The sequence below is a fragment of the Streptomyces sp. NPDC021100 genome, from assembly GCF_044333095.1.
GTDB lineage: Bacteria > Actinomycetota > Actinomycetes > Streptomycetales > Streptomycetaceae > Streptomyces.
On sequence record NZ_JBIRQH010000002.1, the window covers coordinates 49451 to 76398 of the forward strand.

At 75.3% G+C, this 26948-nt stretch carries 19 protein-coding genes; 13 read left to right on the top strand and 6 right to left on the bottom strand.

What is annotated here, in order from left to right; all coding sequences use genetic code 11:
* Nucleotides 1–48 precede the first annotated feature (48 nt).
* The 5 genes from ACH4PU_RS03915 to ACH4PU_RS03935 are packed head-to-tail and all read left to right on the top strand — an operon-like array spanning nucleotide 49 to nucleotide 15950.
* Nucleotides 49–4107: an amino acid adenylation domain-containing protein gene (locus ACH4PU_RS03915; protein ID WP_398265519.1), complete on the top strand. Its 4059-nt coding sequence runs from the start codon at nucleotides 49–51 to the stop codon at nucleotides 4105–4107.
* Nucleotides 4104–13244 carry an amino acid adenylation domain-containing protein gene (locus ACH4PU_RS03920; RefSeq protein ID WP_398265522.1) on the top strand — a complete coding sequence of 3047 codons (9141 nt, stop codon included), beginning with the start codon at nucleotides 4104–4106 and terminating at the stop codon, nucleotides 13242–13244. The genes ACH4PU_RS03915 and ACH4PU_RS03920 overlap by 4 nt, the downstream gene beginning before the upstream one ends.
* A 56-nt stretch (nucleotides 13245–13300) precedes the next feature.
* Nucleotides 13301–14365, top strand: a complete 1065-nt coding sequence (locus tag ACH4PU_RS03925) for a GSCFA domain-containing protein (protein WP_398265524.1) — start codon at nucleotides 13301–13303, stop codon at nucleotides 14363–14365.
* Entirely contained in the window at nucleotides 14328–15038 is a 711-nt protein-coding gene (locus ACH4PU_RS03930) for a hypothetical protein (RefSeq protein ID WP_398265527.1), read from the top strand. Before ACH4PU_RS03925 ends, ACH4PU_RS03930 begins: the two co-directional genes overlap by 38 nt.
* 39 nt (nucleotides 15039–15077) lie before the next feature.
* Nucleotides 15078–15950, top strand: coding sequence for a TauD/TfdA dioxygenase family protein (locus ACH4PU_RS03935; protein WP_398265530.1), 873 nt, complete (start codon nucleotides 15078–15080; stop codon nucleotides 15948–15950).
* A 68-nt stretch (nucleotides 15951–16018) separates the two neighbouring features.
* Here the strand turns inward: ACH4PU_RS03935 and ACH4PU_RS03940 are convergent, their stop codons facing one another.
* The 4 genes from ACH4PU_RS03940 to ACH4PU_RS03955 all read right to left on the bottom strand — a co-directional run bounded on the left by ACH4PU_RS03940 (nucleotide 16019) and on the right by ACH4PU_RS03955 (nucleotide 19399).
* Nucleotides 16019–16363 (bottom strand): DUF6355 family natural product biosynthesis protein, encoded by a 345-nt coding sequence (locus ACH4PU_RS03940; RefSeq protein ID WP_398265533.1) that lies wholly within the window; start codon nucleotides 16361–16363, stop codon nucleotides 16019–16021.
* 247 nt (nucleotides 16364–16610) lie between these two features.
* Nucleotides 16611–17390 (bottom strand): SpcZ, encoded by a 780-nt coding sequence (locus ACH4PU_RS03945; protein WP_398265536.1) that lies wholly within the window; start codon nucleotides 17388–17390, stop codon nucleotides 16611–16613.
* A gap of 138 nt (nucleotides 17391–17528) precedes the next feature.
* Nucleotides 17529–18311 (bottom strand): 3-hydroxybutyrate dehydrogenase, encoded by a 783-nt coding sequence (locus ACH4PU_RS03950; protein ID WP_398265539.1) that lies wholly within the window; start codon nucleotides 18309–18311, stop codon nucleotides 17529–17531.
* Nucleotides 18312–18394: 83 nt separating this feature from the next.
* On the bottom strand, nucleotides 18395–19399 hold the full coding sequence (locus ACH4PU_RS03955; protein WP_398265542.1) for an oxidoreductase: 1005 nt from the start codon (nucleotides 19397–19399) through the stop codon (nucleotides 18395–18397).
* A gap of 54 nt (nucleotides 19400–19453) precedes the next feature.
* On the opposite strand from ACH4PU_RS03955, the gene ACH4PU_RS03960 reads away from it, so the two are divergent.
* The 5 genes from ACH4PU_RS03960 (at nucleotide 19454) to ACH4PU_RS03980 (ending at nucleotide 23039) form a co-directional block, all read left to right on the top strand.
* Nucleotides 19454–19933 carry a MerR family transcriptional regulator gene (locus tag ACH4PU_RS03960; protein ID WP_398265545.1) on the top strand — a complete coding sequence of 160 codons (480 nt, stop codon included), beginning with the start codon at nucleotides 19454–19456 and terminating at the stop codon, nucleotides 19931–19933.
* A 162-nt stretch (nucleotides 19934–20095) separates the two neighbouring features.
* Nucleotides 20096–21343 carry a ricin-type beta-trefoil lectin domain protein gene (locus tag ACH4PU_RS03965; protein ID WP_398265548.1) on the top strand — a complete coding sequence of 416 codons (1248 nt, stop codon included), beginning with the start codon at nucleotides 20096–20098 and terminating at the stop codon, nucleotides 21341–21343.
* A gap of 248 nt (nucleotides 21344–21591) precedes the next feature.
* Nucleotides 21592–21825, top strand: a complete 234-nt coding sequence (locus ACH4PU_RS03970) for a DUF5133 domain-containing protein (protein ID WP_398265551.1) — start codon at nucleotides 21592–21594, stop codon at nucleotides 21823–21825.
* Nucleotides 21826–21943: 118 nt separating this feature from the next.
* On the top strand, nucleotides 21944–22186 hold the full coding sequence (locus ACH4PU_RS03975; protein WP_398265554.1) for an acyl carrier protein: 243 nt from the start codon (nucleotides 21944–21946) through the stop codon (nucleotides 22184–22186).
* A gap of 388 nt (nucleotides 22187–22574) precedes the next feature.
* Nucleotides 22575–23039 (top strand): DUF6098 family protein, encoded by a 465-nt coding sequence (locus ACH4PU_RS03980; protein ID WP_398265557.1) that lies wholly within the window; start codon nucleotides 22575–22577, stop codon nucleotides 23037–23039.
* A 42-nt stretch (nucleotides 23040–23081) separates the two neighbouring features.
* Here ACH4PU_RS03980 and ACH4PU_RS03985 read toward each other — a convergent pair whose 3' ends face one another.
* Nucleotides 23082–23960, bottom strand: a complete 879-nt coding sequence (locus ACH4PU_RS03985) for a DUF72 domain-containing protein (RefSeq protein ID WP_398265560.1) — start codon at nucleotides 23958–23960, stop codon at nucleotides 23082–23084.
* A gap of 90 nt (nucleotides 23961–24050) precedes the next feature.
* Here ACH4PU_RS03985 and ACH4PU_RS03990 point away from each other — a divergent pair, with 90 nt between their 5' ends.
* The gene (locus ACH4PU_RS03990) at nucleotides 24051–25058 is read left to right on the top strand and encodes a YihY/virulence factor BrkB family protein (RefSeq protein WP_398265563.1); all 1008 of its coding nucleotides are present in this window, start codon (nucleotides 24051–24053) and stop codon (nucleotides 25056–25058) included.
* 69 nt (nucleotides 25059–25127) lie between these two features.
* Here ACH4PU_RS03990 and ACH4PU_RS03995 read toward each other — a convergent pair whose 3' ends face one another.
* Nucleotides 25128–25439, bottom strand: a complete 312-nt coding sequence (locus tag ACH4PU_RS03995; protein WP_185943142.1) for an SH3 domain-containing protein — start codon at nucleotides 25437–25439, stop codon at nucleotides 25128–25130.
* Between the two features lie 245 nt (nucleotides 25440–25684).
* Between ACH4PU_RS03995 and ACH4PU_RS04000 the strand changes: the two genes are divergently transcribed.
* Together ACH4PU_RS04000 and ACH4PU_RS04005 are read left to right on the top strand one after the other, a co-directional pair.
* Nucleotides 25685–25894 carry a hypothetical protein gene (locus tag ACH4PU_RS04000; RefSeq protein WP_398265567.1) on the top strand — a complete coding sequence of 70 codons (210 nt, stop codon included), beginning with the start codon at nucleotides 25685–25687 and terminating at the stop codon, nucleotides 25892–25894.
* Between the two features lie 134 nt (nucleotides 25895–26028).
* Nucleotides 26029–26937, top strand: a complete 909-nt coding sequence (locus ACH4PU_RS04005; protein WP_398265570.1) for an NAD(P)-dependent oxidoreductase — start codon at nucleotides 26029–26031, stop codon at nucleotides 26935–26937.
* The last annotated feature ends 11 nt before the right edge of the window (nucleotides 26938–26948 follow it).

Sequence of the window (26948 nt, forward strand, 5' to 3'; positions counted from 1 at the left end):
CCCCACAGAAGCGGTCTTCCCCCCTCCCCTTGAGGAGAAGAAGCAGCCTTGCCCGCGCAGCAGACGCCCAGCGCCCCCACCCCCCAACAGCCGTACGCGGCACGGAAGGAGCCGGCCGAAGGGCGGCCCGCGCGCCCCGCGCCGGCCGCCGCCCCCGGCCCGGACCCCGCTCCGGCGGCCGCCGCGCGGGACCGCGTCCCGGCGTCGTTCGCCCAGCGGCGGCTGTGGTTCCTGGCCCAGCTGCCGGGGGCGAGCGAGGCGTACCACGTGCCGCTCGCCTTCGACGTGCGCGGCCCCCTCGACCGCACCGCCCTGGCCCGCGCGCTCGACGCCCTGACGGCACGCCACGATGCCTTGCGCACACGGCTGTTGGCGGTGGACGGCGAGGTGTTCCAGCGGGTGGACCCGGCGGACACCGGGTTCGCGCTGTCCGTAGACGACCTGTCGCGGGCCGTCGGCGCCGACGCCGGTGTGGAGGAGCGGCTGGAGCGGCTGCGGCGGGAGGAGGCCGCGGCCCCCTTCGACCTGGCCCGGGGTCCGCTCGCGCGCGGCCGGCTGGTCGTCCTGGGCGAGGACCGGCACCAACTGTTGCTGACCTTCCACCACGCCATTTACGACGGCTGGACGGAAGTCCTGCTGATGCGGGAACTCGGCGCCCTTTACGCGGCGTTCCTGCGCGGGGAACACGACCCGCTGCCGCCGCTCGCCTCCGGATACGCGGATTACGCCGTGCGGCAGAAGCGGGAGTGGGAGGACGGAACGTTCGCGGAGCAGGCCGCGTATTGGACGGAATCCCTGACGGGGGCGCCGCCGCTGCTGGAACTCCCCACGGACCGGCCGCGTCCGGCGGAACAGGATTACCGCGGCGCCGAGGTCCGGTTCGCTTTCGACGCGGAACTGACGGCGGCGGTGAAGTCGCTCGGCGAGCGGCAGGGCGCCAGTTTGTTCATGACCGTGCTCACCGGCTGGTCCCTGCTCCTTTCCCGGATGTCCGGACAGCGGGATCTCGTCGTCGGGATACCCGTCGCGAACCGCCGGCGGGGCGACGTCGAGGACGTCGCCGGATTCTTCGTCAACACCCTCGCCCTGCGCGTCGACCTGTCCGGCGAGCCGACGGTCGCCGAGGCGCTGGACCGCGTACGGACGGTGGCACGGGCCGGGCTGCGCCGCCAGGACCTGCCGTTCGAGCACGTGGTGGAGCTGGTGAAGCCGGTGCGCAGCCCGGCGCACACCCCGCTGTTCCAGAACATGCTGGCGTGGCAGTACACGGACGGCGGCGCGCTGGGCCTGGCGGGCACCGAGGTGACGCCGCTGCCGCTCCCGGCGCCGGGTGCCACCTTCGACCTGACGCTGATGGCGGCGGAGAAGGACGGCCGGCTGACCGGCAGCCTGCGCTACGCCGAGGCGCTGTTCGACGAGGTGACGGCCGAGCGGTACGTCGGCCGGCTGCGGCAGGTGCTGGCGTGGATGGCGGACGGCCCGGAGCGCCCGGTGGCGGATCTGTCGCTGCTGGACGGGCGGGAGCGCCGGCGGGTCCTGGAGGAGTGGAACGACACCGCCCTGCCGGGCGCCCCGGCGGGGCTGGTGGAGCGGTTCGAGGAGCAGGCGCGGACGCGCCCCGACGCGCCGGCCGTGGTGGACGGCGCCGTGCGGCTCTGTTACGCGGAGCTGGACCGGCGCGCCAACCGGCTGGCCCGTGCCCTGATCGCCCGGGGCGTGCGGCGCGGCGACGTGGTGGGTCTGCACGTGCGGCGCTCGGCGGAGCTGGCGGTGGGCGCCCTGGGCGTCCTCAAGGCCGGCGGGACCTGTCTGCCGCTCGACCCGGACCTGCCGGCGGAGCGGCTGGCCGGGATGGTGGAGGACGCCGGTCCGGCCGTGGTGCTGAGCGGTGAGCCGGCGCCGCCCGAGGGCTGGTTGCCGTTCGCCGCCGTGGAGACGGAGGCGGACCGCGAGGACGCCCCCGGCGTCGCCGTGTCCCCCGACGACCTGGCGTACGTCATCTACACGTCCGGTTCGACCGGCCGTCCCAAGGGCGTGGCGGTGCCGCACCGCGCCGTCCTCAACCTGCTGGACCACTGGGTGGCGCGGTGCGGCGCACTGCCCGGCGAGCCCGCGTCGCAGTGGGCGAGCACCGGCTTCGACGTGGCCCAGCAGGAGCTGCTGCTGCCGCTGACGACCGGGGGCGTGCTGTACCCGGTGCCGGACGAGGTGCGCCTCGACCCTGCCGCGCTGCTGGACTGGATGCGCGAGCACCGGGTGGCACAGGCGTTCCTGCCGCCGGCCTTCGTCCGGTGGATCGGTGAGGCACCCGCCGAGCGGCTGAAGGGGCTGGCGCTGCGGCAGTTGCTGACGGGGGTGGAATCGCTGCCCGAGGACATGCTGCACCGCTTCACCGAGGCGCTGCCGGGCCTGCGGCTGCTGTACGGCTACGGGCCGACGGAGACGACGGTGTACAGCACGGCCTACTTCACGCCCCGGCCGCTGGACCGGCAGAGCCCGGTCGGCCGGCCGATCGCCAACACCCGGGTGTACGTGCTCGACGAGCGGCTGCGGCCGGTGCCGCCGGGTGTGCCGGGTGAGGTGTACGTGGCGGGGGCGGGCCTGGCCTGCGGCTACCTGGGCCGTCCGGGGCCGACGGCCGGGCGGTTCGTGGCCGACCCGTTCGTGCCGGGCGGGCGGATGTACCGCACCGGCGACCTGGCCCGGTGGCTGTCGGACGGCGACCTGGAGTACGCGGGGCGCCGGGACGACCAGGTGAAGCTGCGCGGGTTCCGGATCGAGCCGGGCGAGGTGGAGGCCGCGCTGCGGGCCGAGCCGGGCGTCGCCGAGGCGGCGGTGCTGGTGGACCGCGCCGCGCGGGGCGGTCCCGCCCTGGTGGCGGCCGTGGGGCGGGACGGCGCGGAGCCGCGTCCGGCGGCGGAGTGGCGGGCGGCACTGGCCCGGCGACTGCCGGACTACATGATCCCGCAGGTCTTCGTGGAGTTCCCGCGGCTGCCGCTGACGGCCAACGGCAAGCTCGACCGCGCGGCGGTGCTGGAACGGGCCGCGTCCCGCGGCCCGGCCGCCGTCAACCAGGCGAGCCCGCGCGACGACATCGAACTGACGCTGTATCAGATATGGCGGAGTGTCCTGCTGCACCAGGACATCGGCGTCCGGGACGACTTCTTCGCCCTCGGCGGCACGTCGATCTCCGCCATCAAGCTGGCGCACGCGGTCCGCGAGGCGTTCGGCGTGACGCTCCAGGTGCGGGACGTCCTGCTGCACCCGACGATCGAGGCGCTGGGCGGGCTGCTCCGGGAGGGCGCCGCGGAGCGCCGCCCCGGGAGCCTGATCGAGTTCCGTCCGGGTGCCGGCGGGGCACGGGTGGTCTGCGTCCACCCGGCCGGCGGCACGGCCTTCTGCTACCTGCCGCTCGCCGGGCTGCTGCCGGACGAGGTCGGCGTGACCGGCGTCCAGGCGCCGGGCCTCAACGAGGGCGAATCGTTCCTGCCCACCGTCGAGGCGATGGCGGAGGAGTACCTGCGGCTGATCGAGCCGCTGCCCGAGGGGCCGCTGGTGCTCACCGGGCTGTCGTACGGCGGCCTGATCGCCCACGAGATGGGCCGCAGGCTGGCGGCGGCCGGCCGGGCCGGGGTGAGCGTGGTGCTGCTGGACACCCACGGCACCGACGACCCGGCCGAGCGGGCCGCGATCGAGCCGGTGGAGCTCGCGGAGTTCCGCGACAAGCTCGTCCGCTTCAACGGGATGTACCCGGGCATCGACGACGAGCAGATCGAGCGGTACTTCCAGGTCTACAACCACAGCCGGCTGACGACGCGCGACTACGAGGTCCCGCCGACGGCCGCCCGCACGGTGCTGCTCCAGGCCGAGGGCCCGGAGGACGACCGGGTGGCGCCCGAACAGCTGGCCCGCCAGCGGGAGTTCTGGACCCGGCGCACCGGCGACGGCCTCACCGTCGAGCCGCTGGCCTGCGGCCACTGGGACGTGCTGGAGGGCGGCGGCGTGACCCGCGTGGCCGCGCTGATCGAGGCCGAGCTGTCCCGCCTCCCGGCGTCCCCCGTCGCCGTCCCCACCCCCCGTACCGCCCCGGCGCAGGAGACACGATGACGAACATCCCCCTCGGCCTGGCCCGGAGCGTCCTCGACCGGGCCCGCCGCACCCCGTCCGCCCCCGCCGTGGTGGAGGGCGACCGGATCCTCGACTACGCGGCGCTCGACGCCGGTTCCGCCGCCGTCGCCCGCGCCCTGCGCGCCCACGGGGTGCGGCCGGGGCAGGCGGTGGCCGTGGCGCTGCCGCGCTCGGCGCGCCTGGTCCGGGTGATGCTGGGCGTGCTGCGGCTGGGCGCGGTGGTGGTCCCGCTGGACGTACAGAGCCCGGCCGGCCGGCAGCGGCACATCCTCACCGACTCGGGCGCCGTCGCGGTGGTGCACGACGGGACGCCGCCCGCCGGCGCGGGCGAGGGCGTCATCCCGCTGGAGGCGTCCGTCCTCGAAGCCGGCCCCGCGGCGGATGACGAGCGGGCGGACGAGCCGGCGGCCGGCCCGTCCGACACGGTCTTCGTCTTCTACACCTCGGGCACCACCGGCCTCCCCAAGGGCGTGGACGTCCCGCAGGCCGGGATCCTGCGGCTGGCCCGGCCGGGCTGGCTGCGGCCCGGCGGCCCGAAGCGGCACGCCTGGCTGGCCAACCCGGCGTTCGACGCGCTCAGTTTCGAGGTGTGGGTGCCGCTGCTGACCGGCGGCTGCTGCGTGGTCGTCGACGACGCGACGGCGCAGTCCCCCGAGCTGCTGGCCGCCGCGCTGCGCGACGCCCGGATCGACACCGTGTTCGTGACGACGGCCCTGTTCAACGCCGTGGTCGACGCCGTCCCCGACTGCTTCGCGGGCACCGGCGAGGTGCTGGTCGGCGGCGAGAAGCTCACCGCCCGCGTCATCCGGGACTGGTACCGCGCCAACCCGGACAGCGCCACCACGCTGTACAACGTGTACGGCCCGACCGAGTGCACGACGTTCGCGCTGATCCACCCGATCCCCCGCGGCCTCGACGGGGACGAGGTGCCGATCGGGCGCCCCCTGCCGGGCACCGGCGCGCTCGCCGTGGCCGGCGACCGCCCGGCCGCCCCGGGGGAGCTGGCCGAACTCCTGCTCTCGGGCGAGGGCTTGGCGGCGGGCTACCGCAACCGGCCCGAGGAGACCGCCCGCGCGTTCGTCCGCCTGCCGTGGCACGACGGCGGCCGGGAGCGCCACTACCGCACCGGCGACCTCGTCCGGCTGGACGACGACGGGCTCGTCACCTACGTCGGGCGCGCGGACCGGCAGGTGAAGGTGCGGGGCTTCCGCATCGAGCCCGGCGAGCTGGAGCAGCGGATCACGGCCCATCCGGCCGTCCGCCGCGCCCATGTGTGCGCCCGGCCCGACGCGGCCGGGGTGCTGGAGCTGCTGGCGTTCGTGGTGCCGGACGAGGGGCTGGCGTACGAGGAGTTCGACCGCCATCTGTCCGCGGCCCTGCCGCCGTACATGCGCCCGCACCACCTGCACCGGGTGGCGGCCCTGCCGCGGAACGCCAACGGCAAGGTCGACGAGGCCGCGCTGCTCGCGCACGCCGGGGAGCCGTGGCGCCCCGCGCGCACGGCGGACGGCGGGGACGGCGGGGACGGCGGGGACGTCACGCCCTGGCAGCGCGAGGTGCTCGGACTGGCCGAGGAGGTGCTGGGCGTCACCGGCCTGCGGCCGGGCGACCGCTGGATCGCCAGTGGCGGCGACTCGCTCAAGGCGCTGCGGCTGCGCTTCGAGGCGCGCCGCCGCTGGGGCTGCGAGCCGCCGCGCGCGGCCGTGGTCGGAGGGGACTTCGCGTCCCTGGCCGCCGCCCTCGCCGCGCTGCGCGACGGCGCGCCGGCCGCGTACCCGCCGGTGCCCGCGCCGACCGGTGCCCTGTCCGCCCCCGCGACCTCGGAGCAGCAGCGGCTGTGGCTGCTCCAGCAGCGGGACCCGGACTCCCGCGCGTACCACGTCGGCATGGCCTTCCGGCTGGACGGCGCCGTGGACACCGGCGCGCTGCGCGAGGCGCTGCGCCGGCTGGTGGTCCGCCATCCGGCGCTGCGGACGGCCTTCGTCCCCGCGGCGGAGGGGCTGCGGCAGGAGGCCGGCGCGCCCTACGACCCGTGGGTGACCGGCACGGACACGGGGGACGAGGCGCAACACCGGTTCCTGACCGCGCCGTTCGACCTGGCCCGGCCCGAGATGTTCCACGCCCGCTGGCTTCCGGACGGCGACGACGGCGGGACGCTGCTGCTGCGGCTGCACCACATCGCGATCGACGGCTGGTCGCTGAACGTGCTGTTCGAGGAGGTGTCCGCGGCGTACGCGGCCCTGGTGTCCGGCGCGGAGCCCGAGGAGCCGGCCGCCGTGCCCACGCCGCTGGACTTCGCCGGGTGGCAGGCCGCGTGGTTCGCCACGCCCGGCTACGCGGAGCAGCGGGCCGCGCTGCGCGAACGCCTGGACGGCGTCGAGGAGGCGGAGCCGGCGCTGCCGTCCCTCCCCCGGCCGGCGGAGCCCGGGCGGCTGCTGCGCACCACGCTCGACGGCGAGCGGCGCGCGGTGCTCGACCGGCTCTGCGCCGGCCTGGGGCTCACCCGCTTCCAGTTGCTGCTGGGCGTGTACGCGTGGAGCCTGTACGGGGTGGCGGGCCGGACCCGGCCGCGGCTGGCGGGCCCGGTGGCCAACCGGCCGGTGCGGGAGTTCGCGGACAGCGTCGGCATGTTCGCCAACACCGTGCCGCTGCCCGTCGAGGTGGCGCCGCGCGAGAGCCTGCGCGGTCAACTGCTGCGCCAGGGCGAGCTGGTGCGGGAAGTGCTGGAGCGGCAGGACGTGGCGTTCGCCGATGTCCTGGCCGACCGGCCGTCCCGCGCTGACGGGCCGCCGTTCGACTTCCTGTTCGTCCTGGAGAACACGGACTTCTCCGCGCTGTCCCTGCCGGGCGTCACGGCCCGTCCGCTGTGGCCGGCGCCCGCGGACGCCAAGTGCCCGATGACGCTGTCCGTCGTGGAGCGCGGCGGCGGCCTGGACTGCCTGTGGGAGTACGCGGCCGACCACTTCACGGCCGACGAGGTCGCGGCCATGGACGACCTCTTCCGGCGGGGCCTGGACGCGCTCGCCGAGGGCGGCGACACGACCCCGGCCGAGCTGGTGGCCGGCTACCGGCGTGCCCTGCCGGAGCCCGGCCGGGGCCCGGCGGCCGAGCCGGCGTTCACCACGGTGGCCGAGGGCTTCGCCCGCCAGGCGCGCCGCACCCCGGACGCGACGGCGGTGGTGACGCCGGACGGCCGGGAGATCCGCTACGCGGAACTCGCGGCGTACGCGGCCGGGTTGGCGCGGGAGCTGCGGGACCGGCACCCGCTGCCGCCCGCCTACCGCCCGGCGAGCGTCGCCCTGTACCTGGAGCCGTCGGCCGAGCACGTGGTGGCGCTCCTCGCGCTGGCCCGGCTCGGTGTGACCGCCGTCCCGCTGGACCCGGCGTACCCGCCGGAGCTGCTGCGGCAGGTGCTGGACCAGGCCGCGCCGCTGTGCGTGCTGGTCCCGCCGGGCGGCGCGCCCGCGCTCGACGCCATCGCCCCGCAGGGGCTGCCGCGCCACCCGGTGGTGCTGTCGGCGGCGCCGGACGGCACGGACCTTCCGGAGAACCCGGGAACACGCCCGCTGTACACCCTCTTCACCTCCGGCTCGACGGGCCGCCCCAAGGGCGTCCAGGTGCCCGACGCGACGCTGTGCAACCTGCTGCGCTGGCAGGAGACGGACGGCGGGCTCGCGGGGCCCGCGGTCACCCAGCAGTTCTCGATGCTGTCGTTCGACGTGTCGTTCCAGGAGATCTTCACCACGCTCACCGGCGGCGGCCGGCTGCACCTGGTCCGGCCCGGCTGGCGGCGGGACGCGCCGGCCCTGCTCGACCAATTGGAGGCGGCCGGCGTCGAGCGCCTCTTCCTCCCGTACGTGGCCCTCCAGTTGCTCGCCGAGCACGGGGTGCGGCGAGGCCGCTTCCCGTCCCGGCTGCGCGAAGTGGTCACGGCGGGCGAGCAGTTGCTGTGCACCGACGCCATCCGCGGCTGGTTCGCGGGGCTGCCGGGCGCCCGGCTGTTCAACCACTACGGGCCGACCGAGACGCATGTCGTCAGCGGGCTGTGCCTGGACGGCGATCCGGCCGGCTGGCCGTCCCGCCCGGCGATCGGCCGCCCGGTGGCGGGCGCCGTGCTGCGGGTGGTGGACGCGGCGGGCGAGCCGGTGCCGCCGGGCTGCCCGGGCAGCCTGCTGATCGGCGGCCCGATGGCCGGGCCCTGCTACCTGGGTGACGAGGACCTCAACGCCGCCCGGTTCACCGAGATGCCCGGGGAGGGGCTCTTCTACCGCAGCGGCGACCGGGCGTCCTTCGACCGGCAGGGGCTGCTGCACTACCTGGGCCGCGAGGACCAGCAGGTGAAGCTGAGCGGTCACCGGCTGGAGCTGGGGCAGGTGGAGGCGGCGCTGCTGCGCCACCCGGCCGTCGTCAACGCGGTCGTGGCACAGGACGGCGGGCACCTGGTGGCGTCCCTCCAGTGCCACGGCGAGCCGCCGGCCGCCGACGACCTGACCAGGCATCTGGCCGGGCTGCTGCCCGCGCATGTGCGGGTGGACCGCTTCCGCGTCGTGGAGGCGCTGCCGCTGACGCCCAGCGGCAAGCTGGACCGCCGCCGGGCCCTGGCGGTACCGGGGACGGACCTGCGCCCGGGAAGTGCCTCCGGGCCGGCGCTGACGCCGCTGGAGGCGCGGATCGCGGGGCTGCTGGAGGAGGTGCTGGGCCGTCCGGTCGGTCCGGACGAGCGCTTCTTCGACGCCGGGGCGTCCAGCCTCGACCTGATGCGCTTCCACCTGCGCTGCACCGGCGAGCCCGGGCTGCGGTTCTCGATCCCCGACCTGTTCGAGCACGTGTCCGTGCGGCGGCTGGCCCGCTTCCTGGAGGCGGGCGCGGCGCCGGCCTCCCCCGCCGTCGCGGAGGACCGGCCCGCCGGTGACGAGCCGATCGCCGTCGTCGGCATGGCCGTTCGGCTGCCCGGCGCGGACGACCTGGCCGCCTTCTGGGACCTGGTCCGCGAGGGCCGGCGCGGCATCGAGACCTTCGAGGCGGGCGACGGACTCGTGGGCGCCCGCAGCCAGTTGTCGGGCCCGCTGGACTTCGACCCCGAGTACTTCGGCATCAGCCGCCAGGAGGCCCGGCTGATGGACCCGCAGCAGCGCCATCTGCTGATGGCGTCGGTACAGGCGCTGGCCCACGCCGGGATCACCGGCGACACGGCGGCGCGGCGCACCGGCATCGTCGCCGGCTGCGGGGAGAACACCTACTTCCAGTCGCTGCTGCGGGACGCCGACCCGGCGGCACTGCCGGACGCGTTCCGGCTGGCCCAGCACCACGACAAGGACTTCCTGACCACCAAGGTCGCCTACCACCTGGGGCTGACCGGTCCGGCGTTCACCGTGCAGGCGGCGTGCTCCAGTTCGCTGCTCGCGGTGCACGTCGCGGCCGGGCTGCTGCGTCAGGGGGACGCGGAGGTGATGCTGGCCGGCGGCGTCCTCGTCGACCCGACGCTCACCGGCGGCTACCGCTACCAGTCGCAGCACATCTTCTCCCCCGACGGTCACTGCCGCCCGTTCAGCGACGACGCCGCCGGGACGGTCGGCGCGAGCGGTGTCGGCGTGGTGGTGCTCAAGCCGCTGCGGCTGGCCCGGCGGGACGGCGACACCGTGTACGCGGTGGTCACCGGCTCGGCCGTGAACAACGACGGCTCGGACAAGATGAGTTACAGCGCTCCGTCGCTCGCCGGGCAGCGCGAGGTGATCCGTACCGCCCTGCGGCGCAGCGGCCGGACCGCCGCCGACCTCGGCTACGTCGAGGCGCACGGCACCGGCACCCGGCTCGGCGACCCGGTCGAGGTGGGCGCGCTGCGGCAGGCGTACGGCCTGGAGGAGCCGGGCCGGTGCGCACTGTCGTCGGTGAAGAGCCAGCTGGGCCACCTGGGGGCCGCCGCGGGCGTCGTCGGACTGGTCCGGGCGGCGCTGGCCGTGCACCACGGCGTCGTCCCGCCGACCGTCGACTTCCGGCGGCTCAACCCGCAGATCGCCGACGAGCGGCTGCCGTTCCGGATCCCGACGGCGGCGGAGCCCTGGCCCGCGGACCGGCCGCGGGTCGCGGCGGTGAGCAGCTTCGGCATCGGCGGCACCAACACCCACGTCGTCCTGGAGGCCGCCGAACCTACCGCCGTCCTCGACGCCGCCGCACCGGCCGTGCCCGTCCTGCCGCTGTCCAGTGGCGGCGAGGCCGGGCTGCGCGCCGACGCGGCCCGGATCGCCGACTACCTGGAGACGCGACCGGAGGCGTACGGGCGGGTGCTGCGGCACCTCCAGGCCGGGCGGCCGGCCCGCGAGTGCCGGGCGGCGGCGGTGTGCGCCGACGCGGCGGAGGCGGTCGCCTGGCTGCGGACGGTGACCGGCGGCACGGCCGTGACGGCGGACGGCACGGCCGTCGACGCCGTGGGCCGGACGGCCGGGGAACTGGCCGCCGCCTGGCGGGCCGGTACGGACGTCCGCTGGCCGGCCGGCCCGGCGCAGGCGCCGTGGGACTTCCCGCCGCCCGCCTTCGACCTGGCCCGCTACGAGGTCGAACGGGCGGCCCCCGCACAGGAGACGGCCTCCGCACAGGAGGCGCCCCCCGCCCAGGAGTGCTCCTGGCCCGAGCGGCTGCCGGAAGCGGAGTGGCTGCGCCAGCCGCACTGGGTGCGGCGGCACCACGCGGCGGCGGACCCGGCGTCCCGGGTCGCCGGCACGCTCGTCGTCCTGACGGACGGCCCCCTCCCGGACGGCGCGCTGCGCCCGTTCGAGGCGGCGTACGAGCGGGTGGCGCACGTCCGGGCCGCGGCGGCCTTCGCCCGCGTCGGCGCGGACCGGTACGAGGCGGACCCGGCCGACCCGGCGTCGCTGCGGCGGGTGTTCGACGCGCTCGGTGCCGCCGGGGCGGAGACGGTCGACTGGCTGCACGCGCTGCCGCTCGCCGTCGAGGGACCCGTCGGCGAGGAGTCGCTGGACCGCGCCCGGTGGGCGTGTCTCGACACGCCCGCCGCGCTGCTCCGGGCCGCCGCCGAGCTGGCCGCCGGGACGCGGCTGCGCCCATGGTGGCTGTCGTACGGCGCCCAGCCCGTCGAGGGCCCGGTCACCCGGCCCGAACTCGCCCTGCTGGCGGGCGCGGCGGAGGTGGTGCCGCAGGAGTGCGGCGTCGACGGCCGCTGGCTGGACCTGCCGGGCCGCGACCCGGCCGACTGGGCGGCGCTGCCCGCGCTGCTGGCCGAGGCGGACGAGGCGGACGAGACGGACACAGCCGCGCAGCTGCCGCGCCGGCTGGCGCTGCGGCAGGGCTACTGGTGGCGGCAGGCGCTGCTGCCGGTGCCCGCGCCCGCCCCGGTGGCGGCGCCGGCGCGGCCGGTGGGCCCGGGGACGTACCTCGTGCTCGGCGGGACGGGCGGCATCGGCCGCAGCGTCGCCGCCTGGCTGCTGGAGCACGCCGACTGCCGGGTCGTGCTGCTGGCCCGCCGCGCGGAGCTCCCGGAGGCGCTGGCGCCCTGGGCCGACCGGGTCGACCTGCTGGAGGCCGACCTCGCGACGGCGGCGCCGGAGGCGGTCCTCGACCGGCTAACCACCCGTGTCGACGGCGTGGTGCACGCGGCGGGCGTGGCCGCGGGCGGCCTGCTGGTCCGGCGCGACGCCGCCGCGGCGCGGGCGGCCTCGGCGGCCAAGCTGCGCGGCGCGCTCCTGGTGGAGCGGCTGATCGAGCGCGACCGGCCCGCGTTCGCCGTCTACTGCTCGTCGATGGCGGCGCAGTTCGGTGGCGTCGGCCAGTTCGACTACGCCGCCGCCAACGGCCTGCTGGACGGGTTCGCCCGGTATCAGGGGGACGGGAGCACGCTGCGGATCGGCGTCGACTGGGACGTGTGGAGCGAGACCGGCATGGCGCTGGGCGCGCTGCACGCCGACGCCCGGCACCAGGCGCACCTGGCGGTCGGACTGACGGTGAAGGAGGGGCAGCGGCTGTTCGCCGACGCCCTGCGGCTGCGGCTGCCCCAGCTCCTGGTGTCCACCACGGATCCGGAGGAGGCGCGCGTCTTCTACGCGCCGCCGCCGGGCGAGGACCGGCCCACGGCCCTCGAGGCGCGCCCCGCACCGGCCGCCGCCGAGCGGCTCGCGGAGTGGCTGTGCCGCTCCCTGGGCGTGGACGAGCTCGACCCGGAGGCGTCCCTGTACGACCACGGCGCCGACTCGCTCACCCTCCTCGACCTCATCAGCACGGTCGAGGAGGAGTACGGCGTCGAGCTCGAACTGTCGTGGCTCAGCCACCGGGTGAGCCTGACGGAAGTGCTGGCGCACCTCGCGGCGGCCACCGGCGGCGGCGCCCCGGACGAGGTGCCGCTGGACGTCTGGCAGGAGGGTGCGGGCGGCGACGTGCTGTGCCTGGTGCACCCGGTCGGCGGTGACGTCCAGGCGTACCGCGAGCTGGTGTCGGCGCTCGACCCCCGGCTGACGGTCTGTCTGATCAGCGACCCGGGCCTGCGCGGCGCGGAGGCCCCGGACTGGACGGTCGCCGAGCGCGCGGACCGCTACCTCGCGGCGCTGCGCCGGCGCTTCCCCCGGGACGCCTGGCGCCGGCGGCTGGCCGGCTGGTCGTTCGGCGCGTGGGTGGCCCAGGCGATGGCGGCCGCGGCGGAGGCGTCCGACGGGCCGGTCGCGGAGCTGTACCTGCTCGACCCGCCGCCGCCCGGCGCCGGGAAGGACGTACTCGGCTACGACGAGGGGCAGTTGGAGCGGCTCTTCGCCCGGGAGCTGGCCGAGGCCGGCTCCGGTGCCCCGGCGGGTCCGGAGGCCCGGGCGTACGCCGAGCGGCTGGCGCGCTGCTGCCGCGCCAACCTGGCCGGCATGGCGGCCCACGAGCCGCCGCCGCTGCCCGCCACGCCGGTGCGGCTGTGGCTCGCGGACCGGGCGGAGTCCGGGCTGCCGTCCCGGGTGCCGGCCGAGGAGCAACGGCGGCTGTGGGCCGGGCGGTTGCCGCTGCTGGCGGAGGCGCGATGCCTGGACACCACGCATTACGGGATCGTCCGGGCCCCGCACGTGACGGCGGTCGCCGAGGCCGTCAACGCGGCGTGCGTCCCGGCGCCGGAGCCGCCCGCCCGCATCTGACCGCCCGCCCATCACCGACCACCGACACGGACGAACCGAGGCCGAGACAACACCCCATGAATCCCTATCAGTCCCTCCCACCGCGCTCCTTCTGGCGGACCGCGGTCGCCGAGCCCGCGTGGGCGGACATCGACGGCCTGTGGACGCCGAAGTTCGCCATCGGCCAGGACGACGTCCTGCTCACGGCCGGCTCCTGCTTCGCCCGGCACATCGGCCGCGCCCTGCGCGACCGGGGCATGAACTGGCGCGACACCGAGCTCGCGCCGCCCGGCCTGACGCCGGAGCAGCGCCGCGACCGCCACTTCGGCGTGTTCTCCTTCCGCACCGGCAACATCTACACCGCCGCCGTGCTGCGCCAGTGGTTCGCGTGGGCGCTGGGCGCGGAGGAGCCGCCGGAGGAGGTCTGGCAGGAGGACGGGCGCTTCCACGACCCCTGCCGCCCGGCGGTCGAACCGGCCGGGTACGCCTCCGCCGAGGAGCTGTTCGCCGCGCGGGCGGCGACGCTCGCCGCCGTCCGCGAGGGCCTCGCCGAGGCGGACTGCCTGATCTTCACGCTCGGGCTGACCGAGGCGTGGCGCGACCGCGACGGCGGCACGGTCCACCCCGTCTGCCCGGGCACCCTGCGCGGCACCTTCGACCCCGAGCGGCATGTCTTCCACAACTTCGCCTTCGACGAGGTGCGCCGGGACCTGACCGCCGCCCTGGAGCTGGCCCGGTCCGCCAACCCCGGCCTGAAGGTGCTGCTCACCGTCTCGCCGGTGCCGCTCACGGCCACCGCGACCGGTGGTCACGCGCTCGCCGCCACCACGTACTCGAAGTCGGTCCTGCGGGCCGTCGCCGGCCAACTGGCGGCCGAGCACGCGCACATCGACTACTTCCCGTCGTACGAGATCGTCACGGGCACCCCGTTCCGCGGCGCGTTCTTCGAGCCGAACCTGCGGACGGTGACGCCGGAGGGCGTCGCGTTCGTGATGGACCGGTTCTTCGGCGCGCTCGACGGGCGGCAGGCCGCCGCGGCCCCCGTGAGCCCGCCCGCGACCGACCACTCCACCGCTCAGCCAACCGCCGGAGAGGACTTCTGGTGTGACGACGCCGTACTCGACTACTACAGCCCCCGCTAGGACGGCCCCCGCCCGGTTCCTGCTGCTGGGCGACTCGCACGCCGGTCCCGTCGGCCGGGCGGCGCAGGCGGCCCGCGTGCCGTTCGCGGGCGGGCCCATCGGCTCGGGGCGGGACTTCACCGCCGGCTTCTACGACCTGCGCGGGAACGACGTCGTCTTCCGCGACGCCGAGACGGAGGCCCGCTACCGGGCGGCCCTCGACGAGCTGGGCGTGCCGGGCCTGGACCGGCTGACCGTGCCGCTGGTGTGCACGTTCGGCTTCAGCGCCCACTTCGTCGCGACGACGGAGAACTGGCGGATCTACCGCACCCGCGGCGGCGCCTTCCCGCCGGGCTTCCTCGACAGCCCGCTGTTCGACGCGCTCGTCCGGACGGCCGTCCGCGACGCGCTGGCGTTCTACGCCCACGCCCGCGGCCTCGGCCTCCGGGTGCTGGCGGTGATGGGGCCGCAGCGGGTGCCCGGCATGTCGGACCGCGAGGTGTTCATGGCGGCGCAGGAGCGCGTCCGCCGGGCCGTCGCCGAACTGGGCGTGGAGGTCGTGGACCTGCGCGCCCGCACCACCGACGCGTCGGGGCTCCAGCGGCCCGAGCTGTGCGAGAAGGACGACATCATCCACGGCAACCTCGCCTTCGGCCGCGTCATCCTCGCCGAACTCCTCGACCGCGGGCTCTGAAGCCCCCCATCCCTACCGCGACGCAGTACAGGAAAGGCCATGGAAGACTACGCACTCGACGCCGTGAAGGCGCTCACCACCCGCCCGAAGCCCGCCTACGAGACCATCGCCCTGGACCCGCTGACCCCGGTCCTCGGCGCGGAGGTCTCCGGTGTCGACCTCTCCCAGGAACTGACGGAACGTCAGCTCACGGAGGTCAAGGACGCGTTCCTCGCCCACCACGTCCTGGTCTTCCGCGACCAGGACATCACACCCGAGGACCACAAGCGGTTCGCGGCGCACTTCGGTCCGCTGCACCCGGTGGCGCTGGCCGCCCCCGACAGCGACCCGTACGTGCTGGAGATCAGCGCGTCGGCCGAGTCGAGGAACGTGGCGGGCAACGGCTGGCACGCCGACGGCACCGCCGACGCCGAGCCGTCGCTCGGCTCGATGCTGCACATCACCCGCATACCGGAGGCCGGTTGCGGCGGCGACACCATGTTCGCCAACATGCACCTCGCCTACGAGATGCTCTCGCCCGCCATGAAGGCGTTCCTGGAGGGCCTCACCGCGGTCCACGACGGCGCCCAGCCGTGGGGCAAGCAGGGACCGCCGGCCGAGTACGAGGTGCCGGTGAACGAGCACCCGATCGTCGTCCGCCACCCGGAGACCGGCCGCAAGCTCCTCTTCGTCAACCGCCCGTACACCTCGCACATCCCGCAGCTGTCGGCCGCGGAGAGCGAGGCCCTGCTGGAGATGCTCTACCGGCACATCGCCGACACGCCGCTGCTCGTCTGCCGGGTGCGCTGGCAGCCGAAGACCCTGGTGTTCTGGGACAACCGCTGCGTCCAGCACCACGCCATCTGGGACTACTTCCCGCACAGCCGCTACGGCCGCCGCGTCGCCATCGACGGGACCAAGCCGCAGGCCTGACGCTGCGTCAACGGCGGTCCCCCCGCCCCGTGTTCACGGGGAGGGCGGACCGCCGTTCGGCGTGCCCGTCAGGGACCGGTGTCCCCCGGGTGGGAGCAGAGTCCGCCCCGGTAGCCGCTGTCGTACCAGGCGCCGGTGGCGTCGAAGTCCAGGTTGGTGCGGCCCGGTCCGACGCAGCGGTGGTAGTTGGACCGGGGGAACCGCGTGACCTGGATCCACACGTTGGTGTTGGTCGCGCAGTGCTCGTAGTAGGCGCGCTCGCCGCCCCTGCTCTCGTTCCAGCCGCAGCCCTGGATCCGTTCCGGGGCGGCCGTCGCGGGGACGACCGTGGCACAGGCGAGGGCGCCGGCCAGGGTGACGGCCGCGAGGCCGAGCCGGGCAGTGGTGCCGGACAGTGATCCGCGGAGTTTCATGCGTCGTCTCCTTCGCCGGAGGGTGGTGACGGGGCCGGTCCCGCCACCGCTGCTGACGACGCCAGAGTGGCCTGGCGGGAGCCGGGTCACCAGGCGTTTCGACAGTGCTCGAAGGAGCCGGAACGGCGTTTCCGGGATCGAACCGCCGTCCGTTTTCCCGGGGTTCCGGCCCCGGCCCCCTCAGGCCCCGGGCCCCCTCTGGCCCCGGCGGCCCCCTCAGGCCCGCCCGCCTCAGACCCCGCCGGCCTCAGACCCCGGCTGCCCGCTCCAGGCTCCCGGCCAGGCCCGCCGCGAGCCGCCCGCAGGCCGCCCGGCGCCGCTCCTCACGGCCGTCCGCCGTGTCCTGTCCGGCGAGCGCGAGGGCGTAGGCGTTCACCGCGGCGAACGGGTAGCACGCCGCGTAGGCGGCCGGGTCGGCCGCCGCGTAGGCCGCCGCGAGCGCGCGGGCGTGCACGAGGGCGTTGGCGTCCGCGTACGACGTCACGTTGGCGCCGGTGTTGAGCTCGGCGTAGCCGTCCGCGAACTCCCGGGCCTCCGCCTCGCCGTAGTCGTTGGTCCGCGCCCAGGCGAGGGCGTTGGACGCGGCCGTGGCGAAGGCGTCGGCGTACGGGTAGGCGCGCCGGTGGACGTCCCGCAGGGCGGGTTCGAGGGCGGCGGCCCAGACGTCCTCCGCGACCGGCTCCCCCGCCGCGGCCCGCAGGTGCAGCGCCCGTACGGCCTCGTACGCCGCGGAGTCCGCGCCCTCCGGCTCCGCCAGCGGCGGGAGGACGGTGTGGGCGTGCCAGTCGTGGACGACGGCCAGGGGGACGCGGCCGTCGAGGCGGGCGCAGGCGTCGTGGACGCGCCGGGCCCACTCCCCCGCCGTGCCGGGCTCCAGGCCGTCCCACAGCGCGCCGGTGAGCTGGGCCAGCCAGTCGGGCAGGTCCGGTCCCCGCCCGGGCCGCTCCTCCCACCGGCCGGCCGCGGCGGCGTCGAGCCGGGCGAGGAAGCGCGGGAGTGCGTCGGCGGAGGGCGCGGGACGGCTCACGGTTCTTTCTCCTGTTCCGCTGTACTGCTGCGTGGTGTGGGCCGGAGTGTTCCGGTCCGCCCCCGTATCCTCACCCGCCGGGGGCGGGCGGCGCGATGTCGCGATGATCACGCCCCGGGCACGGAGCGGTCCCGTGGGTCAGCGGGCGGTCCAGCCGCCGTCCAGGACGAGTGTGGTGCCGGTGACGGCGGAGGCGTACGGGCCGCAGAGGTAGGCGACGGCCTCGGCGACCTCCTCCGGTTCGACCAGCCGCTTGAGCGGCGTCCCGGCGAGGAGGACGTCGTTCAGGACGCGCTCCTCGGGGACGGAGTGGGCGGCGGCCTGGTCGGCGAGCTGCCGTTCGACGAGCGGGGTCCGGACGTAGCCGGGGCTCACACAGTTGGACGTCACGCCGTGTGGCGCCCCTTCGAGGGCGGTGACCTTGGACAGGCCCTCCAGGCCGTGCTTGGCGGCGACATAGGCCGACTTGAACGCGGAGGCCCGCAGGCCGTGGACGGACGATATGTTGACGACGCGCCCCCAGCCCCGCTCGTACATCCCCGGCAGGGCACCTCTGATCAGCCGGAACGGCGCCTCCAGCATGACCGTGAGGACGGTGTGGAACGCCTCCGGCGGGAACGCGTGAATCGGGCGCACGGTCTGGATGCCGGCGTTGTTGACGAGGATGTCGGCGCCGGCCGCGGCCCGTTCGGCGGCGTCGAGGTCGGTGAGGTCGAGGACGACGGCCTCGACGGCGCCGGGCAGGTCCGCCGCCCGTCCGGCGAGCGCGGCGAGCCCCGGCGCGTCGCGGTCCAGGGCGCGGACGTGGGCCCCGGCCGCGGCGAGGCGGAGGGCGCAGGCCGCGCCGATGCCGCTCGCCGCGCCGGTGACGAGGGCGGTGCGGCCGTGGTGGGTCGTTCCCTGGGCGGGTGTCGGAATCATGGGCGCAGCGTAGGCGGCGGGCGCCCGGGCGGTCGACGGTCCGCCCGGGCCGCTTCGGGCCGCTCGGGACCCGTCAGGGAACGTCAGGCGAAGGCGTTCAGCCCCGTGAGCCGGGCCGAGAGGTCCCAGAGGCGGGCCGCCGCCTCGGGGTCGACCGCCCACGGCTTGACGCCTCCGGCGAGCATGTCGTCGGTGGTGGCGGGACCGGCGACGTCGCAGTCCTGGCAGTACGCGCCGCCGTGCCCGGCCAGGAGGGGCGAGGTGGCCGCCCAGACGGCCGTCGCGGCGCCCTGGGCGGGGGACTTGAAGCCCGCCGCCGGGGTGCCGTCCGCGTCCATCCACCCCTGGGCGATCTGCTCGTCGCGGGGCACGTGCCGCTGGAGCGGGGTGAGGATGCTGCCGGGGTGGACGGAGTGGGCGCGCAGGCCGTCGTCGGCGCCCAGGGTGTCGAGGTGCAGGGCGAAGAGGGCGTTGGCCGTCTTGCTCTGGGCATAGGCGAGCCACCGGTCGTATCCGGTGCGGAAGTGGAGGTCGTCCCAGCGGATGCCGGAGAGGAAGTGGCCGGAGGAGGCGACCGTCACCACCCGGGATCCCGCCGGGTTCAGGGCCGGACGGAGGCGGTTGACGAGGGCGTGGTGGCCGAGGTGGTTGACGGCGAAGTGGAGTTCCCAGCCGGCGTCCGTACGGGTCTCCGGGCAGGCCATGACGCCGGCGTTGGCGATGAGGAGGTCGAGGACGCGGCCGGTGGCGAGGAAGCCGTCGGCGAAGTCCCGGATGGACGCGGGGTCGGCGAGGTCGAGCGCGTGGACGGTGACGGCGGCGTGCGACCCGGCGGGGAGCGCCGCGCGCACGGCCGCCTCCGCCGCGGCGGGCCCGCGGACGGCGACGAGGACGCGGGCCCCGGCCCGGACGAGGGCCCGCGTCGTCTCCAGGCCGAGGCCCGAGGCGCCGCCGGTGACCAGGGCGGTCCGGCCCGTCAGATCGATGCCCGCGAGGACGTCGTCGGCGGTGCTGCGGGCTCCGAAGCCGGAACCGAGCGGGCGCTGCCGGCGCATGCGGTCGTCCGGCACGTGGTGCGGTGTGTTCATGATCGGGACGCTAGGAGCTGGAGTGCGGTCCAGGTCAAGCTAGGCTGCGGCGCCATGGACACGAGTGCGGGCGACACGGGTGCGGACGAGACGGACGCGGGCGGCACCGGCGCGGGCGGCCTCTGCATAGGCGAGGCCGTGCGGGCGACCGGGATGAGCGTGGACACCCTGCGGTTCTTCGAGCGCGAGGGCCTGCTGCTGCGCCCGGTCCCGCGCAACGCGGCGGGCCGGCGGGTGTACGGACAGGCCGACGTGGACTGGCTGTTGCTCGTCGGCCGGCTCCGCGCGTCGGGCATGCCGGTGGCGACCGTCGGGCATTTCGCGGAGCTGGTGCGGTCGGGGCCCGGGAACGAGGCGCTGCGGCTGGAGCTGCTCCGGGAGCACGAGCGGGCGGTCCGCGCGAGGATCGCCGCCCTCGGGGCGGACCTGGAGATCATCCGGCGCAAGGTGGCGGTCTATGAGCGGCATGTGAGCGAGGGGACGGCCGCCGGGCTCTGGGCTCCGCTTCCTCCCTCGCCCGCCGATGCCCCATAAGCCCCTTTTCTGAGGGCAGTTGAGGCAGCGCGAACCCCTACCGTCACTCCCCTATCATCTGTCACATCCGGGCGCCCGATCGACGGCGTCCGGACGACAGGATTCCTACGGGGAAAGGCCCACAGGGCATTGCAACGTACAGGTAAGCGTCGAATATCCACCGTGGCCTTCTGCGCCGCGGTGACCCTCGCGGGGGGGCTCCAGGGCTCGGCCGGTGCCGCCGGCTCCCACCCTGCCGGGCCCGGCACCGCCCGTCCGGCCGTCGCGCCGGGCTTGGCGGACGTGCCGGACTCCGGCGCCTCCCGCACCGACGGCACGGTCTTCAGGAACGGCACCATGTCGCTGGGCCCGGCGCCCGCGGCCCGCCGGTCCGTGGCCGCGGCCCCGCACGGCGAGGGGTGGCAGCTGGACAAGGCCACCAAACTGCTGGCCACCGGCTACACCGTCAAGTTCTACGACAAGAAGTCCGCGGACGTGCTGGCGCGTTATGTGAAGGCGTCGGCCGCGGACCTCCAGCGCGTCACCAACATCCGCTACACGGTCGACACCAAGCCGGTCGGCTGGGACTACTCCCGGCCGCGCGGCGAGGTCGTCATCGGCCTGCTGAAGCGTCCGTGCGTGCCGGGCGCCACCCCGGACCAGCCGTGGAAGGTGGTCCGGGACGGCTCGGGCACGGCCAACCTGAGCTGCGGCTTCTACTCGTCCTCGCTCCCCGACACGGTGACCAGCGGACACGCCTACATCGACAGCGAGTTCTTCACCGCCGACGGCAAGGCCATCCCCTGGATGGGCGAGACGTACCTCCGCAACCACATCAGCCACGAGCTCGCGCACACGATGGGGATGGCGCACGCCAACCGCAGCGAGAAGCGGGGCGACTGCGCGGTGGGCAGCGATTCGGGCGAGAAGCCCGTGATGTGCACGCCCAGCGACGCGTACCCGGACAAGCGCGCGGGCACCTACGTCCAGCAGTTCGACATGCAGGGGCTGCGCGTCCTCGCCCGGGGCGCCGGCGTGGCGCTCCCGCCGCAGGGCCGGGTGGCCGGACTGGCGAAGAAGTGCCTGGACGTCAAGGGCGGCAAGGCGGCCAACGGCACCCGCATCCAGCTGTTCACCTGCAACGGCGGGGTGGCGCAGTCGTGGATCGCGCAGAAGGACGGGACGTTCCGCGCGCTGGGCAAGTGCCTCGACAACGCCGGCAACGCCACGAAGAACGGCAACCGGATCCAGCTGTCGGACTGCACCGGCGGCCCCGCGCAGAAGTGGAAGGTCGACGCCAAGGGGCGCATCGTGCACGTCGCCTCGGGCAAGGTCCTCGACGTGACCGGCGGCCGGACGGCCGACGGCACCATGATCCAGCTCTACTCGGCGAACGGGTCCAAGGGACAGGTCTGGTCCGTTCCCAAGTGACGTTCCGCCGGTGACGTTCCGCTGATGACGTTCCGCTGATGACGTTCCGTGCTCGCCGAGGGGCCGGACGGGCGCGCGCCCGTCCGGCCTCCGTCGTCTCCCGGGCCGGCGTTCCCGCCACCGCCCCGCCACTCGCCTCGCATGAGCCCCGCCGACCTGGGTAGCAGCCCGTTCACCGCGGACGGCGTGCCCCCACGACGGCACCGCGCGGCACCCCCACAGGGAAAACGGTGAAAGGAGTGGTGACCGTGTTGATGGCTCACCCCGCTGTTCTGGCCAACCTCGTGGAGCAGTACACGGCGCTCGACCTGCTGCACGCGGAGTCGGGTGACCCGGATGCGCGGCAGCGGCTGGACGACGTCGCCTACCTCCTCTGCCTGGCCACGGGCACCAACGACGTGGACGCCGCGCTGATCGCCGCCCGGTACCGGCTGCCGGGCGCCCGGGTACGGGACGATTCCCTGCTGGCCGCCGGTGAATGAGCGGAAACGCGGCCCGGCCCGCCGGCCGGACGCCGTGTGAACGCCCGGAGAAGGGGTAACCGGAGGGCTCGGAAAACGAGCACTCGTCCAGCACGGAAACACGCAGGGAGGACACACCATGGCCACGGGTGAAACCGGATTCAGTGATGTCGTCTTCGATCTCGTCTCGGTGCAGTACCACTCGCTCAAGGCGGGTCACGACTACGGGCAGTACGTCCGTGACGCCGAGAACGCCGGCAAGAAGGAGATCGCGGAGTTCTTCCGCTCGGTCATGGCCGAGGACGCGCGCCGCGCGGCCGAGTGCCACCGGTTCCTCAAGGGGCTGTCGGGGACCAAGGAAGCGGGTCCGGCCGCCGACTGAGCGGGCCGGATCACCGTCGGAGGGGGCCGTGCCGTCCGGTGCGGCCCCCTCGTCCGCCTCATTTCTCTCATCCCGCTCCTCCCGCTCAGCTCATCCCGGGAACGGCACGGCGGCAATCGGCGACACGAGGCGACACGCATCGGCGACACGCGTCCGGAATTCCGGCCGGATTGCGAAAACCCCCGGCCGGGGGTTGGCTGGAAGCGGCGGTTCCGCACGCGTACGGCCGCCGGCCGGGATTCCGGCCCCGGAACACCCGGGAACGCCGGCCCATTCGGGTTCCGAGCCGCGTCGCGTTTCCGGCCCGGCGCCCGGGCGAAACGCAGCCGAACGCAACGGAAGCCGGCACAGCGAAACGCGAAACGAGTGCGGAGGAACCGCCGTCGATATGACCGCCCCCGACGCCCTGCCCGTTCTGACGTCCCTCGACGATCTGGTCGCCATGGTCGAGCGCGGGAAGAACCTGTTCGTGCGGTGGTCGCGGGGGCCCGGGAAGGATCTGGGCCCCGCCTCCAGCACCGACGACCTCACCGGCATCAGCATGCCCGGCCTGTCCGTCAACGCCCTCGACGTCGAACCGTGGTGGGACGACCGCCCGCTGCGGCTCTGGGTCGCCCGCCGCCTCTACGACTACTGCCATCTGCGCCGCGACAAGGGCCCCGGCGTACGCCCGTGGGTGCTCGACGGCCGGGAGATCGGCCGGGGGCCCGACAACGAGCCGCTGGTCCGGGACGTACGCCCGCTCGCCTGGATCGGCTCGGGGGTGATCGACGAGGCGGAGCGCGAGGTCGTCCGCCAGCGCGGCCCCTGGGGGCCGCTCCGCCGATCGGCCGACGGCGAACCGGCGGGCTGAACGGGACGCGAGGGGCGCGGGGAGGACCCCCGCGCCCCTACCTCACACCCCCAGCAGCTCCCGCATCACCGCCGCCGACCGCACCGCCGCGTCGCCGCAGCAGTTGTTGAACAGTACGTGCACCTGCTCGGCCTCCCCGGCCAGCCGGCGGATCCGGTCCCGCCAGGGCACCAGCTCCTCGGCGGTGTAGGAGTGCCGGTACGCGTCCTCCTTCCCGCCGGTGCGCCACGCGGCCGACCGCCCGTGGAAGCGCACCACCGCCAGCTCGGGCCGGGTGACGGCGGCGACCGGCGGCATGGCGTCCGGCACGTCCTGGGCGGTGTCCACGGCCACCAGCGACATCCCGTGCGCCCGCAGCACCTCCAGCGTGCGCTCCCGCTCCCCCGGGGCCAGCCAGCCGGGGTGCCGGAACTCGACGGCCAGCGGCAGCCGGCCCGCGCGCCGCCGGCACTCGGCCAGGAACGCGTGCCCCCGCTCCCCCGCCCGCACCCATGGCGGGAACTGCAGCAGCACCGCCCCCAGCCGCCCCGCGTCCCACAGCGGGCGCAGCGCGCCGGTGAAGCGCTGCCACAGCTCGTCCACCACGCCGCGCGGGAGCCGGGCGGGGGTCAGCCGGCGCTGCGGGGGCCCGGGCGGGCGGAGGTCGGGCGGCAGCGCGCCGGCGCGGGCCGAGTGGCCGGTCAGGGTGGCGAACGCCTTGACGTCGAAGACGAAGCCGGACGGGGTGCGGTCGGCCCAGAGCGTGCAGTTGCGGGTGCTGGGCAGCCCGTAGTACGTCGCGTCGACCTCCACGACGGGGAACCGGGCGGCGTAGTGCCGCAGCCGCTCCTCGGGGTCGTCGCGCGCGGCCGGCGGATACCAGCCGCTGCCCCGCAGGGCGGGGTCGGTCCAGGAGCAGGTGCCGACGAGGTACTTTTCCATGCGGGGGCGGTTACCCCGTCGCGGCGCGGGTCCGCACGCCCCGTCCACGCCTCCGCAGGTGCGGTTGAACTCCCGTCGGCCGGTTATCCGTTGGGCGTGACGACGACGGAGAAGAGCACGGAGGGGGCGGGCCCGAGCCCCCGGGTGGAGCGGCGGGCCCCGGACGAGCCGACACAGTTGCCCGCCCGCTCGTGGTGGTCGGTGCTGCGGCGGACGGCGAAGGAGTTCGTGGACGACGAACTGGCGGACCGCGCGGCCGGGTTGACGTACTACACGATGCTGTCCCTCTTCCCGGCGCTGCTGGTGCTGGTGTCGCTGCTGGGCGTCGTCGGGAAGTCGGCGACGGAGAAGCTGCTGGCGAACCTGGAGCATCTGACACCCGGCCCGGTGCAGGACATCCTCACCGGCGCGGTGCGCCAGGCGGGCGCGAGCGGGGGCGCCGGTTCCGTACTGGCGGTGGCGGGTCTGCTGGGCGCGCTGTGGTCGGCGTCGGGCTATGTGGCGGCGTTCATCCGCGCCTCCAACGCCGTCTACGACATCAAGGAGGGGCGGCCGGTGTGGAAGCTGACACCGCTGCGCCTGGCGGTGACCCTGGTGCTGATGCTGCTGGCGACGGCGAGCGCGCTGATCGTGGTGTTCACCGGCGGCATCGCCCGCCAGGCGGGCACCGCGCTGGGCGTCGGGGACGAGGCGCTGGCGGTGTGGTCGGTGGTGAAGTGGCCGGTGCTCGTCCTGCTGGTGACGGTCATGATCGCGATGCTGTACTGGGCGGCGCCGAACGTGCGCGGGCGCGGTTTCCGCTGGGTGACGCCGGGCAGCCTGGTGGCCCTGGTGCTGTGGATGGCGGTCTCGGCGGGTTTCGCGCTGTACGTCGCGAACTTCGGTACGTACAACAAGGTGTACGGAACGTTCGCCGGGCTGATCGTCTTCCTGATGTGGCTGTGGTTCACCAATCTGGCGATCCTGCTGGGCCTGGAGTTCGACGCCGAGCTGAGCCGGGAGCGGGCGATCCTCGGCGGCCACCCGGAGGACGAGGAGCCGTACGTGCCGCCCCGGGACACCCGCGCCTGGCCGCCGGGCGACGACGGCGCGGCGTGAGGGGCGGAAGGGTCCCGCAGGGGGAATGCCCGGGGGCGCGAGGCTCGGCCTCGCGCCCCCGACCGCTGTCTACCAGCTCCAGTAGCCGTGCGAGATCCAGCCGGACACGCCCGTGGTCACGTCGTAGACCTTGTCCCACTGGCCGTCGCCCGAGACGTCGCGGTGCGCGAGGCGGTGGTCGCTGTAGCACAGGCCGACGACCGAGCTGGACGTGCTCGCGGCGGCGCGGATGCGCACGCCCTCGCCCCTGCAGTGCCCGTAGACGTCGTCGGCGTGCGCCGGCGCGGCCAGCGCGGCGCCGCCGAGCGTGGCGGCGGCCAGCAGGCCCGCCATGGCGGCGGCACGCTTGCCCGCGGTCTTCCCCCGGTTTTCGGAATTCACTTGTTGCTCCTTGCTATCGGTTTCACACCGGTCACCGCTGGTCGCATGCCCGGCGAGGAGGAACGTACCAACAGATGATCTTGAAAAGGGGCCCTGAAGCGATGCGGAGACATGTTCATGATCAAACAGTGACAGTTGCCTCGCCGCCCGGCACGCATGCCCGGCGGCCGGCCGGGCACCCGGTACCGGGCCGGAGGATCACGGCCCGGCCGCCGTATACGGACGATCAAGCGGGAGGACCACGCATGAGGGACAAGGACACCCCGGAGCACAAGACCGGCAAGCCCCGTACCGCCGCCGAGGAGGCCATCGAGGAGCTCGGCGAGATCACGGCCCGCCCGGACCGCCGGCACGAGCGGGACGCGGCCGACGGCATGACGCCCAGCACCGAGGCGCAGGAGTCCGTCCAGCGCGCCGGACGCGACCGCGGCGGGCAGCCGCGGAAGGGACGCTGACCCCGCACCCGGAGGTAAGTACGCACCGGAAAGTGGGTACTTGGCCCGGCCCGCCGCCTCTCCGAGACTGACACCGCGGCCACCGCCAGGGTGGCCGCGGTGTCGGCGCGCGGGCGCGGAGAGGCGGCGGGAACATGCAGGAGACAGGGCGGGGAACAGAGACGGCGGCGGAAAGGGCGGTGCCCCGTTCCGTGGCGGTGCTCGGGCTCGGCAACATGGGCACGGCCCTGGCCGACGCCCTGCTGACGGCCGGCCACCGGGTGACGGTGTGGAACCGGACGGCCGCCAGGACCGCGGGCCCGGCGGAGCGCGGCGCGGCGGTGGCCGCGACCGTCGAGGCGGCGGCCGAAGCCGCGGACCTGGTGATCGTCTGCGTCCGCGACTACCCCGCCGTCGGGGAGCTGCTGGACCGGGCCGGGCCCGCTCTGGAGGGCCGGACCGTCCTCAACGTCACCAACGGCTCCCCCGCCGAGGGCCGGTCCATGGCCGGACGGGCGGCGGCCCTGGGCGCCGGCTACCTCGACTGCGGCGTCATGGCCGTGCCCGCCATGATCGGCTCCCCGGAGGCCCTGCTGCTGTGCAGCGGCTCCGAGGCGGCCTACGCGTCCTGGCGCGACGTCCTCGGCGCCTTGGGCCGCGGCTCCTACCTGGGCGAGGACCCCGGTCTCGCCCCACTGGCCGACCTGGCCCTGCTGACCGGCATGTACGGCATGCTGGGCGGCTTCCTGCACGCGGCGGCGCTGGTGCGGTCCGCCGGGGCGTCGGTCGGGGAGTTCACCACCGACCAGCTGGTGCCGTGGCTGCGGGCCATCGCCGGGATCCTTCCGGGGATGGCGGCGCAGGTCGACAGCGGTGACTACACGGCCACCGGCTCCGACCTGGCCATGCAGGTGTCGCACGACGCCATCGGGGACGTCAGCCGCGCCCAGGGCGTCGGCACGGAGCTGTTCGACCCGCTGCTGGGTCTCATGCGCCGCCGGGTGGCCGACGGCCACGGGAACGAGGACCTGGCGGGCGTCGTGGAGCTGCTGCACCGCCGCTGACCCGCCGGGAG